12 protein-coding genes and 3 pseudogenes are annotated in these 14,237 nt (G+C 62.0%); 7 read left to right on the top strand and 8 right to left on the bottom strand.

What is annotated here, in order from left to right; genetic code table 11:
- Nucleotides 1-67: 67 nt before the first annotated feature.
- The 3 genes from CJU94_RS41110 to CJU94_RS35955 form a co-directional block, all read right to left on the bottom strand.
- Entirely contained in the window at nucleotides 68-217 is a 150-nt protein-coding gene (locus CJU94_RS41110; RefSeq protein WP_157763861.1) for a hypothetical protein, read from the bottom strand.
- A 116-nt stretch (nucleotides 218-333) separates the two neighbouring features.
- Nucleotides 334-645 carry a type II toxin-antitoxin system RelE/ParE family toxin gene (locus CJU94_RS35960; RefSeq protein ID WP_095423370.1) on the bottom strand — a complete coding sequence of 104 codons (312 nt, stop codon included), beginning with the start codon at nucleotides 643-645 and terminating at the stop codon, nucleotides 334-336.
- Nucleotides 642-911: a type II toxin-antitoxin system ParD family antitoxin gene (locus CJU94_RS35955; RefSeq protein ID WP_095423369.1), complete on the bottom strand. Its 270-nt coding sequence runs from the start codon at nucleotides 909-911 to the stop codon at nucleotides 642-644. Before CJU94_RS35955 ends, CJU94_RS35960 begins: the two co-directional genes overlap by 4 nt.
- 153 nt (nucleotides 912-1,064) lie before the next feature.
- On the opposite strand from CJU94_RS35955, the pseudogene CJU94_RS35950 reads away from it, so the two are divergent.
- Nucleotides 1,065-1,487 (top strand): annotated as a pseudogene (locus CJU94_RS35950) (transposase); the annotation flags it as partial.
- Nucleotides 1,488-1,537: 50 nt separating this feature from the next.
- Here CJU94_RS35950 and CJU94_RS35945 read toward each other — a convergent pair.
- The 4 genes from CJU94_RS35945 to CJU94_RS35930 form a co-directional block, all read right to left on the bottom strand.
- Nucleotides 1,538-2,395, bottom strand: coding sequence for an anti-sigma factor family protein (locus CJU94_RS35945; RefSeq protein WP_095423368.1), 858 nt, complete (start codon nucleotides 2,393-2,395; stop codon nucleotides 1,538-1,540).
- Between the two features lie 182 nt (nucleotides 2,396-2,577).
- A complete protein-coding gene (locus tag CJU94_RS35940) occupies nucleotides 2,578-3,660 on the bottom strand; it encodes a catalase family peroxidase (protein WP_095423367.1) in 1,083 nt (360 codons plus the stop codon).
- A 111-nt stretch (nucleotides 3,661-3,771) separates the two neighbouring features.
- Nucleotides 3,772-4,743 carry an anti-sigma factor gene (locus tag CJU94_RS35935; protein WP_095423366.1) on the bottom strand — a complete coding sequence of 324 codons (972 nt, stop codon included), beginning with the start codon at nucleotides 4,741-4,743 and terminating at the stop codon, nucleotides 3,772-3,774.
- Nucleotides 4,740-5,294: an RNA polymerase sigma factor gene (locus CJU94_RS35930; RefSeq protein ID WP_095423441.1), complete on the bottom strand. Its 555-nt coding sequence runs from the start codon at nucleotides 5,292-5,294 to the stop codon at nucleotides 4,740-4,742. Before CJU94_RS35930 ends, CJU94_RS35935 begins: the two co-directional genes overlap by 4 nt.
- Nucleotides 5,295-5,843: 549 nt before the next feature.
- Between CJU94_RS35930 and tssA the strand changes: the two genes are divergently transcribed.
- Nucleotides 5,844-6,761, top strand: a complete 918-nt coding sequence (gene tssA / locus CJU94_RS35925; protein WP_095423365.1) for a type VI secretion system protein TssA — start codon at nucleotides 5,844-5,846, stop codon at nucleotides 6,759-6,761.
- 175 nt (nucleotides 6,762-6,936) lie between these two features.
- On the opposite strand, the gene CJU94_RS41105 is transcribed toward tssA, so the two are convergent.
- Nucleotides 6,937-7,467 carry a hypothetical protein gene (locus CJU94_RS41105; protein WP_157763860.1) on the bottom strand — a complete coding sequence of 177 codons (531 nt, stop codon included), beginning with the start codon at nucleotides 7,465-7,467 and terminating at the stop codon, nucleotides 6,937-6,939.
- 136 nt (nucleotides 7,468-7,603) lie between these two features.
- Between CJU94_RS41105 and CJU94_RS35915 the strand changes: the two are divergent.
- The 5 genes and pseudogenes from CJU94_RS35915 to CJU94_RS35895 all read left to right on the top strand — a co-directional run.
- Nucleotides 7,604-10,608: pseudogene (locus CJU94_RS35915) on the top strand (Tn3 family transposase).
- On the top strand, nucleotides 10,595-10,942 hold the full coding sequence (gene tnpC / locus CJU94_RS35910) for a Tn3 family transposase post-transcriptional regulator TnpC (RefSeq protein ID WP_011875611.1): 348 nt from the start codon (nucleotides 10,595-10,597) through the stop codon (nucleotides 10,940-10,942). Before CJU94_RS35915 ends, tnpC begins: the two are co-directional and overlap by 14 nt.
- Nucleotides 10,939-12,144, top strand: coding sequence for a hypothetical protein (locus CJU94_RS35905; protein WP_011875610.1), 1,206 nt, complete (start codon nucleotides 10,939-10,941; stop codon nucleotides 12,142-12,144). Before tnpC ends, CJU94_RS35905 begins: the two co-directional genes overlap by 4 nt.
- A 105-nt stretch (nucleotides 12,145-12,249) precedes the next feature.
- Complete coding sequence (locus tag CJU94_RS35900) at nucleotides 12,250-13,941, top strand: site-specific integrase (RefSeq protein ID WP_095423363.1); 1,692 nt, start codon at nucleotides 12,250-12,252, stop codon at nucleotides 13,939-13,941.
- Nucleotides 13,942-14,030: 89 nt separating this feature from the next.
- A pseudogene (locus CJU94_RS35895) lies at nucleotides 14,031-14,213 on the top strand (type VI secretion system protein TssA); the annotation flags it as partial.
- Nucleotides 14,214-14,237: the final 24 nt, after the last annotated feature.

The following is a 14,237-nucleotide window of genomic DNA, read 5'->3' as shown; positions in this document are numbered from 1 at the left end:
TATCCGCCGCACCCCCAAACACGACATCTGAACTTTGGACTAACAACCAAAATGTCGATAATTAACATTATGTCAAATTAAATGGCGGGAGGATCTCGATTATCGTGCTCCGGCTGCACGCATGCCACGCCTCGGGCACATCTGGCCGGCGGCCTGTTTTAATCAAGCCGATCAACGGGAACTCCGCTTCCAGTGATTCCTGCACTTCTTGAAGCATGGGCTACTCCGCCGCGCTCATTCGCCTGGAATTGTGCAGCAGGTTGTTGCACTAAATCCGCGTGCGGCACGCCTGCGCGAGCAAGCGGATATGTGACGCCTGATTTCCGCTGTGACTTATCTGTCTTCGGATCCAAGCACGGTCTCGTAGTCCTGCCCGCCATAAAAGACGCCCAAGATTGAGACAGTTTCGTCGTCCAGCAAGTAAGCGATGATCGCGCGCTTGCGGAAGTGCGTGATTCTAAGTCCCGGCAACAGGTCGTCGCGTGCGACCCCGCGAGCAGCGAAGGTCTGCAGTGACATGCAGAAGTCTACGATTGCATCGACATAACGTTCCGCGGTGATTGGAGCACCGACCCGTGCGATCCGTTCTTCGAGTTCCTGCAACTGGCCGAGTGCTTCAGGGGCAAACTGAACCTTCCAATTCATCCGCGACGCGCCCGGGATTTCTTGAGCTCAGCGCGCAGCTGATCGGCAGACAGCGCTCGCCCGGGGTCGTCGCGGAGTGCTTGCGCAACAGGAACAACCTGATCGCGCAACCACGCTTCGACTGCCCGATCCCGCTCACGAAGCACCCGGAGCGCATCTCGAAGCACTTCGCTGTCGGATGCGTAATCGCCGCGAGCAACCTTGTCGCGGACAAAGTCCGCCATTTCATTGGGTAGCGTAATACTCATCTGCTGCGTCGTTCGCATCGGAGCCTCCCGGCGCTGAATAGGATTAAATCCTACTCCCCAAGGACCTGTCATGCAACGATTCCCTGTTTAAAAATTGGGGACAACTTTAATAATGTGAAATTCAAGATTAAAAATGTTGTACTAACCCGCTGACGCGGGAGGGGGAGGTGAGCGAAGGCAGACCTGCAGGCGATCTGGATGGCCGCGACACGCGCCGATGCGTACACCGCGTTCGATCGTTTCGTGACGGTCTATGGGGCGAAATATCCAAAGGCGACCGAAACGTTGAAGAAAGACCGGGAGAGCCTACTGGAGTTTTACGACTTCCCGGCCGAGCACTGGCAACATTTGCGCACCACGAATGCGATTGAGTCGACGTTCGCGACCGTGCGCCACCGCACTACGCGCACGCGCAACTGCGTGTCGCGACCGACCTTCCTTGGTCTGGCATTCAAGCTGATCGAGGATGCCGAAAAAAACTGGCGGCGCATCAACGGCCCCGAACAGATCAAGCTGTTACTGGAGGGCATTGCCTTCAGGGACGGCGAACCGGTGCAAGACGATCGACCGGCTCAGCAGCAACTCGCCGCTTGAAATCGCCGACCATCAACCTGCCCATACACCAGACCTGACCTTAGCTCGCATCAACCAAGGCCCGGCCTGTCGCTAACGTTGCGCGCGAACATGGCAGCCACGCCGCCGTTGGAAATCTGCCGGGCGATCTTCGAGAGATCGCCGGAATCCGGCTGGCCGATCAACGCGTAGGCGAGTTCGTTCTGCCGCCACGATACGACGGTCATGCCATTCATCTGACGTTGGGCAATGGATTGATCCGGGCGCGAGTCTTTCATCACGCAGAGCGCAACCGGTGTGCCGCGCGCGGGCAGATAAACCATCCGGACCAGCGGTTTGCCGTTGTAATGCAAACGCTCGATCGACTTGAAGGTCATGCCGACCGCACGCAGATCCGGCGTGCGCAGGTTGATGCCGTCTTGATCGCGAATCGCGGCAACGGTATTCGCCGACACGGTGGGGTCAGGCGTGAGACCGGCGACGGTGTCGCGCGTGTAGAGTTGCTGATAGCTGGCGGCCACGCTCATCCACGGCCGCACGCCCGAGGACGCGACCGTTGCCGCGCGGTCGCCGGTGATTCCATGCCAGCCGCCGAGTTGTTGCACGAGCCCCGCACAAAACGCACCCGCGACAAACGCGGCCGCAAGCCACATGCGTGGCAGCGAACGCCGCAAGTTTTCCTTCGTCGCTACGGACTGGTTCTCCGCCTTGGCCGCCATTGCTTCGATGCGAAGCCGAAGGTCGTCCGGCAGCGGCGGCAATTTTTGCGCGGCAAATGCCTCGCGATACGGCAGGCGGGAAGCGCGCAGCAAGTCGACGCTCTCGCGCAGATCGGCGGACTCGGCCAGCGCGCGCTCGACCGACTCCGCCTGCGAAGCGCTAAGCTCGCCGTCGGCATACGCGATCAGTTGGCTGTCGTCGGGTTTCATTGGACGATAGGTTAAAAAAAGGGCTGGACGCCTGATTGGATCGCAACCGGGCCGGAGCGAATGTTCGCTCTCCCACAGACCTCCATGATACCCGCAGTCGCCTCTTCCCCAACGCTGTCCGGCATGGGCGGCGGCTCGAAATGCAACATGTGCGAGCCGCGGCAAAGCGTTTGCGTGACGACTCAATGCCCGCTTGCGCGCGCCACCGCGGCCTCTTCCCGCGTGCGGCGCTGGAATGACACGCTATACGCAGCAGCGCGAGCGGCAAGCAGCGGATCGGCGGAGGGCGCGATTCCGTCGGGCAGTATGGTCGGATCGAACACGACGTCGCGGCACGGACCGTCTATCTGCGTTTGCGCGCGCTCAATCACCACGGTGCCTACGTCGATCCGCAAGCGGCTTGGCGAACGGGTCCATTCGCGCGTCGAGTCATCGAGCGTGTCGCCGTCCTGCGCGACGTTCAACACGAGATGCCAGCGCAGCGGGCCTTTGCTGAGCTGCCTCATCAGATCGTATGAGAGGAAGTCGGGATCGCGCTGCTCGCGTGTATCGACGGCGCGGTACGGGTGGCCCGGCACCACCTCCCAGCGCACGAAACGCCGCACGCCGTGCGCGTCGGTCACACGGAATGCACTGATGCCGTAGTACATCGCATTGTCGTAACCAGACGACGGCGGATGCGCTTCGACATAGTCGTTGAACGCGCGAACTTCGGGATGCGCGTCGAGAAACGCCCGCATTTTCGCGGGGTCAGCGCGACCTGTGCGCGGATCGAGCGCGTCGGCCTGCAGTTGTTCGAACAAAGCTTGCGGCGTGCGCACCGCGAAGATCGGCGCTGAATTCATCGCCAGACGCCAGTCTCCGCGATGTGGCAGCGTCATGCTCAACGCGAAGCTGCGCACCATGCCGGTGGCGTCGTCGCGCGTGGGATCGCTGCCGGGCATCGACAGGCGTCCAACTAGCGGATAACTGCCGCGCGCGAACGCGCTCGCTCGCGACAAAAATTCGCCGGTGCCATTGCTGTCGAAATGTCCGGTCACGCAAATGCCTTTCGCGTGATTACGCCTGAAACCGGGATGCGGCCGGGTCATCGCCTCGAACGCATCGACGATACGCGGCGCGTTCAACCGGGTGGAAAACCAGCCGCCGCACCACGTGAACAGCGCGGCGAGCAGCGCGGGGGCAGCCAGCACGACGGCCCAGCGCAACACGAGGTCGAGACCTCGCGCGCGCGCCGGCAACTCGCGTGAGTGCGGGGACTTCATGGGCATGCGGCGACGGCATCGCGCGGCCGTCCGGCACGACGCACCGTGTGATGAACAGACCTCAGCACAAACATCGGCACTGCCCGGCACATTCCGTAGGCAGCGGCTCGCTCAACTGCGGCGGCCATCGTCACCCATGCCGATAGCGCTGATGGTGGCCGCGACCTGGCCGCCGTACAGCTGCTTGCCGAGCGCGTCGAGATCGACCGCGCCGGGTTCGCCGATCAGCGCGTAGCCCAGTTCGCCGCGCCGCCACGACACCACGTCCATGCCGTCGACGCTGCCGCTCGAGGGCGCCGCGTCCGCCTTCGCTTCGCGCAGCACGCATAGCGCGACCGGTTTGCCCTTCTGCGGCAGATAGACGATCTGCACGAGCGGCTTGTCGTGAAAGCGCAGCCGCTGCACGCGCTTGAACATGAGACCCTGGCTGCGCAGATCGGGAATGTGCACCGGCAGATTGTCGGCCTGATTGATATCCGCGACCGTGCTCGCCGTTGCGCTCATGTCCGGTTGCAGCAGCGCGACCGTGTCACGCGTGTAGAGCTGCTGGTAACTCGCCGCGGCCTTGATCCAGGGCGTCATGCCGGAGGCGTCGGCGGTGGTCGTGACGCCGCTGTTGCCGCCGCCCGCGAGTTGCGGCACGAGGCGCAACGCGAGGCCCCAACAAAACGCGCCCGCCACGAACGCGACCGCCAGCTTTGGCCACGACAACTGTAGCAAGGAGCGCGCGCGCGGCTTCAACCGATGTACGTTCGCGCTGAGCGACTCGGCGTCTTCTTCGGCATCGCCCACATCGGCTTCAAATGACGTGGACGTGGATGCTTTGGCCGCAGCCGCCGCCCCAGCGCCGCCAGCGAGATGCTGACGAATCATGGCATCGATGTTGAGGCTGAGCGATTCGGGCACCGGCGGCAGCGACTGCCGCGCGAAGGCTTCCTGATACGGCAGATCGGAGGCGCGCAGCAGCGATACGCGCGAGGCGACTTCCTCCGATTCCTGAATCGCCTTCTCGACTCTGGCGCTCTCTTCCGCCGACAACTGCCCGTCGACGTAGGCCAACAGACTGGCGTCATCGATCTTCATTGGCTGGCTCGCTGGGTTTTGGGTTCGCGCGCCGTCGCGGGCTCGCGTTCGCCGAACTGGGCGCCGATTGTCTGCCGTGCGCGCGACAGGCGGCTCATGATCGTGCCGATGGGCACGTCGAGCGCTTCGGCGGCTTCCGCATAACTCAAGCCTTCCACCGCAACCAGCAGCATGACGATCCGCTGCGCTTCCGGAAGACGTTCGACAGCGGTAATGATCTCGCTGCTCATCAAGGTCGATTCGGGATTACGTGCACCGGGATCGGGCACGGTCTCGAGAAAATTGTCGTCCCATTCCATGCTCGAACGGCTGCGCACACTGCGCGCCCGCAGTTCGTTGATCCACGTGGAATGAACGATGGAGAACATCCAACTCAGCGGCGAGGTGCCCGGCTGCAATTGATGGGCACGTTCGAGTCCGCGCACGCAGGCACGCTGAAGCACGTCCTCGGCGTCGTGTTGATTTCCGCACAGGCGAAGAGAGAATGCCCAGAGCCGCGGCAGCATGCCCGGCAAAAGACCGGGCAGATTCTCGACATCTGCTGTTGACATGATTGACAGGCTGAAAGCGGCGTTGCCGCCGGCACGCGAGCCGGAAACTGGCCATGAAACCGGTTGAAAGAAGTTCGCGGATTGTACAGCGTACGAAAAACGTTTGCGCAATGGGGTCCCCCCCGCGCAGCGCCAAACGGGCGCGCTTTTCCTCGACATCCCGTGCATGTTTTCTCCGGTGTGGCGTGCGGCCCTGCAAAGACGTGGCGTCGCAGGGGGCATGCGTGAAATCCGCATAATTGTAAGCAAATGCTAGCGCCTCCAAACCGTGCAGCGGGAACCACTAAACACGTTGCTTTCAGAAACTAAACAGAGCGAATCAAACGATTCGAGTTCCTGTCTTGTGCACCGCGTTGTGACTGTTCTGCGCCGGAATAATCGGTGGCGCTCAGGTGTTGTGATGTATTAACGCGCTGCGCGTGCGACCCGTGCGAAGGCCGGCCATTCAGGCAAACCAACCGGTCGCAGGCTGACCGGCCGGCCGGTCTCGCAAGCGCGCCCGCACGTTCTGCCGCCATTTCGCTTCCTCGCACCCCAACGCACCCGACCATGAACGACTCCACCACCACTGATCCCCTGCTGATTCCCATCGACGGCACCGCGCCCACGGGTCCGAACCTCGAATACGATCCGGCATTTATCGAACTCGAACGGATCGCCATGCCGACGCCGGAGCGCGCCATGGGCGACAGCCTGAAAGTCGCGCAGGAACCCGACTGGGACAAGGTGTCGAGCGCCGCCGAGGCGCTGTTCCAACGCACCAAGGACCTGCGCGTGGCCGTCCACCTGTGCGCGGCACACGCGCATCAGCAGGGACTCGCAGGCTGGGTCGCCGGACTCGCGCTGGTGCGCGGCCTGCTTGAACAGTATTGGGAAGGCGTGCATCCCCAACTCGATGCCGACGACGACAACGATCCAACCGCGCGCGCCAACGCGCTCATGCCGCTCGCCGATCCGCAAAGCGTGCTCCGCGGCTTCCGGCTCATGCCATTCGTGCAGTCGCCGCGGCTCGGGCGCTTCTCGTTGCGCGATCTGCGCGTCGCCACCGGTGCGATCGTCGCCGCACCATCCGCGGACGGCACGCCGCCTGCGACGCTCGTCGATCTGGAAGCGTGCTGCATGGACTGCGCCGACGATCATTTGCCCGCGGCGTCCGCGCTTCTGCACGCTGCGCTGGACCATGCCGAGGCGATCACCGCCGTGCTGCGCGAACGGCTGGGCACGGACAGCCCCGACATGAGCAACCTGGCCGGCGATATCGCGGAACTGAAGAAATTTGTCGACGCGCAACTGATCCGGCGCTTCCCCGAGCGGGCCGCGCGACACGCGCTCGCCGACGCGCCACCAGCCGGCGACGGCAGCGCGCCCAATCCGGCGCTTGCACCGGCCCAACCCGCGCAAGACAAGATCGCCGGCCACGACGACGTGATGGGATCTGACCAAGATCCGGTCAAATTGCTATCATAAGCCTGAAAGTTATGAAGCGACGGATCTCTATGCTTTGATGGAATAAGGAACTCGGGCCGTGAATGCGTCCCTGAGCTATCGCGTCCGCTTGCGCGTCGGCATGCAGACAGGTCAACGTGGTCAGTCAGCGCGGGACGGTCGCGTCCTTAGCTGACTGGTCTGAATGTGCGGTCTCTTACGCGGACATCGTTCGCAGCAAACCCCGCATGACATCCTCCAGGGTATCGTGCCGGGGACCGTCAGACGCCGCCGCTACGACCCGGAGTACGTCACCTTCGAGCCTCGCCTCCCACGAGACGATACGGCGGCGGTCATGGGGAAAACGGGCCACTTTTTCCTCAATCAGGCGCTCGATGCGCTGTGTGACCTCACGCCGTATTTCGGGTGGAACACTTTTGTCGAATCCGATCTGATCACGTAGCGCTTCAGCACGCTCGCTCTCGGGCAGGAGGCTGGTATTCCACGCCGCAACTATCGCCGTCAGTGCGCTCTGATATTCCTCCAGTGTTGGATGATCGGATACCTCATCCTGAAGCAGTTGGGCGAGGGGCCAGGAGATTTTCTGCTCCGGCGGCAGGTCATTACGATCGAGAACGATAGCGTCGGGGATCCCTGACTGAACCGCTCCCCGTCGCAATGCCTCCAGGTCGCGCGTGCCCAGCTTGCGGGCGCGCGACGATTTTTTCTGCTGGCTGGCTTTGCCCATGTTTCTGTCCCCTTCGCTGCGTTCTGAATCCGAAAATTATAGCGGCCAGCTGGTTGCACAGACTGGCACAAGTGTGACGGCTTTGCCGGATTTTTTGCGCTACACTGGCCAGCCCATTCGAGATCCGGAATCCGGCATGGCGACCATCGAACGTACCGCGTATCCGAGGTTTCCCAAGGGTTTTTCACCGGAGGAACTGCAGGCGTTCTATACGCCGGACGTCGAAGAGCTTGAGTGGGTGCGCCGCAACGCGCGTGGCCAGTCCTCGAGACTGGGCCTGCTGGTTCTGCTGAAGGTCTTTCAGCAGATGCACTACTTTCCCTTCGTTGACGCCATTCCCCCGTTGTCATCGAGCACATCCGGGCGAGCGCGAACATAGGCGCCGAGGCCGCATTCGGCTACAACAGGGCAAGGTCGCCCGCCTTGTTTCGTCACTATGCGGCAATCCGAGAATTTCTCGGCATCCAGTCCTACTACGGCTCCGATGCCAACGAAATCGCGGTACGCGCGACACATGAGGCCGCCGAGACGATGGATCAGCCGGTGGACATCATCAATGCAACCATCGACAGCCTGATCCAGCAGCAGGTCGAACTGCCCGCGTTCTCGACGCTCGATGCCATTGTGGAGCAGATCCACACGCGAGTTCAAACAGCGCTGTTCCGACGTGTCTCGCGTCGCCTCTCTGATGAGGACAAGGCCCAACTGGACCGGCTGATCAAGCGCGAATTCAACCAGCGCCAGAGCGCGTACAACACCATCAAGCGATACGCCTTACGCCCATCGCGAAAGCATATCTCCCTGCTCGTCGACCATCTTGCCTGGCTCGATGGTTTTGGCGACTTCAACCATGCGCTGGAAGGTGTTCCCGCGACAAAGCTGCGCTCCCTCTCGACGCAGGCGATGAGTCTGGACGCGGCGAATCTGAAGGAAACCCTGCCGGAGCGGCGATATACGCTCATTGTCGCGTTGCTGCATCAAATGCGCGTGCGAGCCCGCGACGACCTGGCCGAGATGTTCATCCGTCGTATGGGCGCAATCCACAAGCGGGCCAGGGAAGAGCTAGACCAGATCCAGGCACGTCAGCGCGAACAGATGGAAAGCCTGGTCGATACGCTTGACGGCGTCGTCAATATTCTCGACGACTATACCGACGACACCGAACTTGGTGCGCGTGTTCGCCAATATCTGGCGCCGTCGGGCGACCTCGAACCATTGCGCGAAAGCTGTGCCGAGGTCCGGGCCTACAGCGGCAGAAATTATCTGCCGCTGCTGTGGAGGCATTTCAAGGCACATCGATCAGTACTACTACGTCTGGCGCATGCACTGGCATGGAGCTCGACCACCCAGTCCGAGTCCTTGCTGCAGGCAATGGAGGTCGTTTTCAGGAACGAATCGCTTCATCGCGAATGGATCAACGTCGAGGTCGATCTCAGCTTTGCTTCCGAGCGCTGGCGCAAGCTGGTTTTCCGCCCGCCCGAGAAGGGTGCGACGACAAACCGGCGTTATCTGGAACTGTGCGTACTGTCCGCCATGACGAGGGAACTGCGCAGCGGAGACCTGTGCGTAGCCGGCTCGGATGCCTTTGCAGACTATCGCGATTACCTGTTGCCCTGGCATGAATGTGAGAAGCGCCTGCCGGGATACAGCGAGAGGCTTGGCATTGCCGACAGCAGTGCCGGCTTTGTGGCGCAGCTGCGCGAATGGCTCTCCGATGCCGCACGCCAGTTGGATGAGCGTTTTCCCGAGAAGTCCGACCATGTGACGGTCAACAAGGCAGGTGAGTTTGTTGTCCGTCGCACCACGGCGACGGTCATCCCGGAAAGCGCGGTGGCCCTGCAAAAGGCGATCGTCAAGCGCATGCCTGTGCGCAATCTGCTGGACGTACTCGCCAATATCGAGCACTGGACACATTTCACACGACACTTTGGTCCGTTAAGCGGCAATGATCCCAAAATCCGCGACGCCGAACAGCGGTACCTGCTTACCATCTTCGCAATGGGGTGCAATCTTGGTCCCACCCAGGCCGCGCGCCACATGGGTGACAGGATCACGCCGCACATGATGTCGTTCGTCAACCGCCGGCACTTGAGTCTCGAACGCCTTGAGAGTGCACAACGCGAGCTGATCGAACTCTATCTCCGGCTTGACCTGCCGAAGCACTGGGGAGACGGCAAGACGGTGGCAGCCGACGGCACCCAGTACGACTTCTACGACAACAACCTGCTGGCAGGCTATCACTTCCGCTACCGGAAAATGGGCGCGGTCGCCTACCGCCACGTCGCCGACAACTATATCGCGGTATTCCGGCATTTCATCCCGCCGGGCATATGGGAAGCCATCTACGTGATCGAAGGGCTGCTTAAGGCTGGATTGAGCGTTGAGGCCGATACGGTGCACGCCGACACCCAGGGGCAGTCGGCTGCGGTGTTCGCCTTCACCTACCTGCTGGGCATCAAGCTGATGCCGCGGATTCGCAACTGGCAGGACCTCAAGCTGTATCGCGTGGATGCTGCGACCCGATACAAACATATCGATGATCTTTTCGCGGAAACGGTTGACTGGGAACTCATCGGGCGCCACTGGAAGGACCTGATGCAGCTCGCGCTGTCGATCCAGTCTGGAGCGATTTCATCGCCCCTTCTACTGCGCCGTTTCGGTGCGGCCAGTCCGAAAAATCGCCTGTCCCTGGCGGCCGAGGAGCTTGGCAAGGTGGTTCGCACGGTATTCCTGCTTGAGTGGCTCGGCAGCAACGAACTGCGACAGGAGATCACCGCCACAACCAACAAGGTCGAGTCCTATAATGGCTTTGCCAAGTGGTTTTCGTTCGGCGGAGATGTGTTGCCAGTCAATGACCCGGACGAGCAGCAGAAACGCCTGCGTTACAACGACCTGATGGCTTCGGCCGCGATCCTGCAGAACACGGTGGACATGATGCAGGCGTTGCGATCGATGGTGAATGAGGGCATTGAGGTCAATCCCGACGACATTGGATTCCTCAGTCCCTACCTCACCAGCAACCTGAAACGTTTTGGCAGGTACGAACTGGATTTTGGACACGTCGAGGGGTGGATACACGATCACCTGTTCGCCGGCCCGGTCCGTTCCCTGCGGAGATCCCGATCCCATGCCCGACCTTGAGACTCCCTATGGCATCGTCGATGCCGACGCGCTGGAATCATTGCAGCAGCGATACGACACGACCGTCATCCAGCAGGCCGTGGATCTTTTCGACACCATCCGCGCCCGCTGCGAGCCCGATGGTTTGCGTGACGATCTTCTGCGCCTGCACGCCATGGCGCATACCGTTATCAATGGCGCGAGCCTGTCGTGCTCGACGGATGACCTTACGCTGGTCGAACAGGCTGATTGCACCATCGAGGAACTCGAGGACTGGATCATGGTGCTCGAAAAAATGATTCTCGCCTTGCGCCCCCTGCAGGATCTGCGATCCGAAACGGACGAACCACTGTGAAGCCTGCCTCGTACAAGTGGCAGTTCGCCCAGCGTTTCCGGCGCCACGCTTTCGGCTGGCGCTCGGACGTACCGATCCAGCGTATCAAGGAAGCGCTCGCGGAGATCCGGCAGGTGGCGCGCGGCGATACAGTGCTTGCGGCAGAGGGCGCTGTGAAATTTCTGGAGAAAGTTTCGCCCGCGCTGGAACACGTCGACGGGTCGTCAGGTGCGATCGGCACGGCCGTGAATCGTGCGATCGAAACACTGGTCCCGGTCATTGCTGGCGCACAGGTCGACACAGTCACGCGCCAGGCCTGGCTCGAGCGGCTATGGGAAGCCATTCAGGATCAGGGCGTCCCCTATATCGAAGGTCTGTCGGACGAATGGGACACACTCTGCGTGACGCCCGAAATCGCCAGCGAGTGGGCCGACAGGTTTATTGATCTCGTCGAGCACGTCTGGTCCGAGGGGCCCGGGGGATATTTTGCGGGGACACCGATCTGTCTGGCTTCGCTATATGCAGCTGGGCGACATGCGCAGCTGATCGCACTGGTGGACCGCGCTCCGTTCAAGATGTGGCACTACCGACGCTGGGGCGTCAAGGCACTGCTTGCGATGGGCAGAAAGGCTGAAGCCGTGGCCTACGCGGAAAACACGCGCGGCCTCAACAGCCCGGACGGGCAGATTGCGAAAGCTTGCGAGGCGATCCTGCTGTCATCGGGTCTTGCCGACGAGGCATACCGGCGCTATGCATGCGAAGCGAACCAGGGCACCACCTACCTGGCAACTTTCCGTGCCATCGCAAAGAAGTATCCGCACATCGCGCAAGAGACCATCCTGAGCGACCTGGTTGCTGCGTCGCCGGGCGAGCCAGGGAAGTGGTTCGCGGCAGCCAAGGACGCAGGCCTGTTCAACCAGGCCATCAAGCTGGCCAATGCCAGCCCGACCGACCCCCGGACGTTGACGCGCGCGGCCAGGGACTTTGCGCAGAAGCAGCCGGGATTCGCCATGGCCGCCGGTCTCGCGGCGTTGCACTGGATCTCGATGGGCTACGGCTACGAGATCACAGGTGTCGATGTGCTCGATGCAAGCCGCGCCACGCTGCAGGCAGCGGAACACGCTGGCGTCGATCCCGAATCCGTGCGGCAGCAGATTCGCTTTCTGGCCTCCGGAACCTCTGTGCACGCGGACTTTTTGAGTCGCGCCCTGCAGGCGATCTAAGCCGGAAAATCATCGTGAAAAATCCTGGCGGGACGTCTTTCGTGATCGGTACAGAGATAACAGTTATTATCTCTGTATTGACATTTCTGGACTAAACTCCATGTCATGAAAACGCGTCTCCCGAACCCGGTCGCCGCCGACATGCCGAACGATTTTCCCGATGCCGACGCGCTTGCCGCGCTGCGCGCCTGGTACGAAGGCGCATCTTCGCGTGACGCGGCCAGCCGGTACCTGCGGGACCGGCTCGGTCAGGGGCAGTCTGCACGCGGCGTCATCGGCCAGATCCGCCGGCAGCTTGCGCTTTACGCCCGCAGCCGGCAGCGGGCGGATCTGGCGACGCTGTTCGAATGCCAGGCCCACAAGCGCAGACATCATGCCCGTGCCACCACGCAGGCAGTCGAAACGTTGCGCACGCTGCCTTTACCGACGCCGCATATCGGGGATGACATTACGCGCTGGTTGCCGGATCGCGCTGTCCGTGTCCTGCACGCGGCGGGCATCCGGACCCTGGCTGATCTCACGGTAAGGATTCCCCGCCGTCGTCAGTGGTGGAGTGCCGTTCCGGGGCTCGGCCCGGCCAGTGCAAAGCGGATCGAGGCATTCTTTGTCGCGCATCCAGCACTCACGGAGCGGGCTCGCGCACTGATCGTCGCCGACCGGCAGTCAGTCGTGACGCCATGGGAGCAACTCCGGCTACCGCATGAGGTTGACGGATCCGCAGGCGTGTTCCGCGCACCGCTGTCGACCTGTATCCTGGGCGTCGACAACGATTACGACGCCGTCCAGGCATGGCTTGCGTTGCACGAATCCCCGGCCACGCAGCGCGCCTACCGTAAGGAAGCCGAACGGCTGATCCTCTGGGCCATTGTTGCCCGCGGCAAGGCCCTGTCGTCCCTGACCACGCGGGATGCAACTGACTACAGGGCATTTCTGCGCAGACCCACCCCGCGCGAGCGCTGGGTTGGACCGCCGCGGCCGCGCACATCAACAGACTGGAGACCGTTTGTCGACAACCTCTCGGCGCGTTCGATTGCGCACGCGCTTGCCGTGCTCAGCGCCATGTTCCGCTGGCTGGTGGAGCAGCGCTATGTTGTGGCCAACCCATTTGCCGGCATCAAGGTGCGCGGCAGCAAGCGCGCCATGGCCGTGGAAACCGCGCACGCCTTCACCGAAGGAGAATGGCTGCTCACACGCACCATCGCCAACGGGCTTGAGTGGTCGTACGGCTGGCAGGCAGCCGCAGCGCAGCGACTTCGTTTCATGCTGGATTTCGGTTACGCGACGGGACTGCGGATCAGCGAGTTGGCCAATGCGACTCTGCGAAACGTCGAGGTCGACGCCGCAGGTGATCACTGGCTTCACGTCACCGGCAAAGGCGGCAAGCCAGCCAGGGTGACCTTGACACCGCTCGCTCGCGCGGCGCTGGACCGGTATCTGCAGGAGCGGGGCCTGGCGGTAAGCCGGGCGCGCTGGAACCCAGTCACGCCGCTGATCGGTAGCCTGGACGACGGCGATGCCGGCATCAAGCCTCTGCGGTTGTGGGAAGTCATGCGCAGGTTTTTCCGGCAAGCGGCGCAGATTATTGAAAACGACCATCCGCCGCTCGCCGAGAAACTCCGTCAGGCTACGCCGCACTGGATGCGGCACACGCATGCCACTCACGCTATCGCCAAGGGCGTCGAACTCAGCGCCGTCCGCGACAACCTTCGTCACGCATCGATCTCGACCACGTCGATTTATTTGCATGCTGACGATGTAAAGCGGGCGAGGCAGTTTGCGCAGGCCTTTACTGACTGATTCCGTTATTCCAAAACCAACGGAAACCTCGTCACCCTTATAACCTCAAGGCTTATGATCGCAATTCGACCGAATCTTGGTCAGGGGCCGTGATCCGCCGGCTCGACGAAATCTGCGAGTACTACGCACGCGTCGAGCCGTCGAGCCCGCTGCCGGTTCTGCTCAAGCGCGCGCGGCGCCTGGTTGGCAAGAGTTTTGCCGACGTGCTGCGCGACATCGCGCCGGGCGGGCTGTCGGAACTTCAGGTGCTGGCTGGGCCGGACAGCGAATAAGGCTGGACAGATCACGATAGCGCC

The organism is Paraburkholderia aromaticivorans (genome assembly GCF_002278075.1).
GTDB lineage: Bacteria > Pseudomonadota > Gammaproteobacteria > Burkholderiales > Burkholderiaceae > Paraburkholderia > Paraburkholderia aromaticivorans.
This window is presented reverse-complemented; position numbering and strand designations above follow the sequence as displayed.

Bases quoted from the DNA above. Each gene is read 5' to 3' on its own strand.
- CJU94_RS41110 (WP_157763861.1), bottom strand. From the start codon at position 217: ATGCTTCAAGAAGTGCAGGAATCACTGGAAGCGGAGTTCCCGTTGATC.
- CJU94_RS35960 (WP_095423370.1), bottom strand. From the start codon at position 645: ATGAATTGGAAGGTTCAGTTTGCCCCTGAAGCACTCGGCCAGTTGCAG.
- CJU94_RS35955 (WP_095423369.1), bottom strand. From the start codon at position 911: ATGCGAACGACGCAGCAGATGAGTATTACGCTACCCAATGAAATGGCG.
- CJU94_RS35945 (WP_095423368.1), bottom strand. From the start codon at position 2,395: ATGAAACCCGACGACAGCCAACTGATCGCGTATGCCGACGGCGAGCTT.
- CJU94_RS35940 (WP_095423367.1), bottom strand. From the start codon at position 3,660: ATGAAGTCCCCGCACTCACGCGAGTTGCCGGCGCGCGCGCGAGGTCTC.
- CJU94_RS35935 (WP_095423366.1), bottom strand. From the start codon at position 4,743: ATGAAGATCGATGACGCCAGTCTGTTGGCCTACGTCGACGGGCAGTTG.
- CJU94_RS35930 (WP_095423441.1), bottom strand. From the start codon at position 5,294: ATGTCAACAGCAGATGTCGAGAATCTGCCCGGTCTTTTGCCGGGCATG.
- tssA (WP_095423365.1), top strand. From the start codon at position 5,844: ATGAACGACTCCACCACCACTGATCCCCTGCTGATTCCCATCGACGGC.
- CJU94_RS41105 (WP_157763860.1), bottom strand. From the start codon at position 7,467: ATGGGCAAAGCCAGCCAGCAGAAAAAATCGTCGCGCGCCCGCAAGCTG.
- tnpC (WP_011875611.1), top strand. From the start codon at position 10,595: ATGCCCGACCTTGAGACTCCCTATGGCATCGTCGATGCCGACGCGCTG.
- CJU94_RS35900 (WP_095423363.1), top strand. From the start codon at position 12,250: ATGAAAACGCGTCTCCCGAACCCGGTCGCCGCCGACATGCCGAACGAT.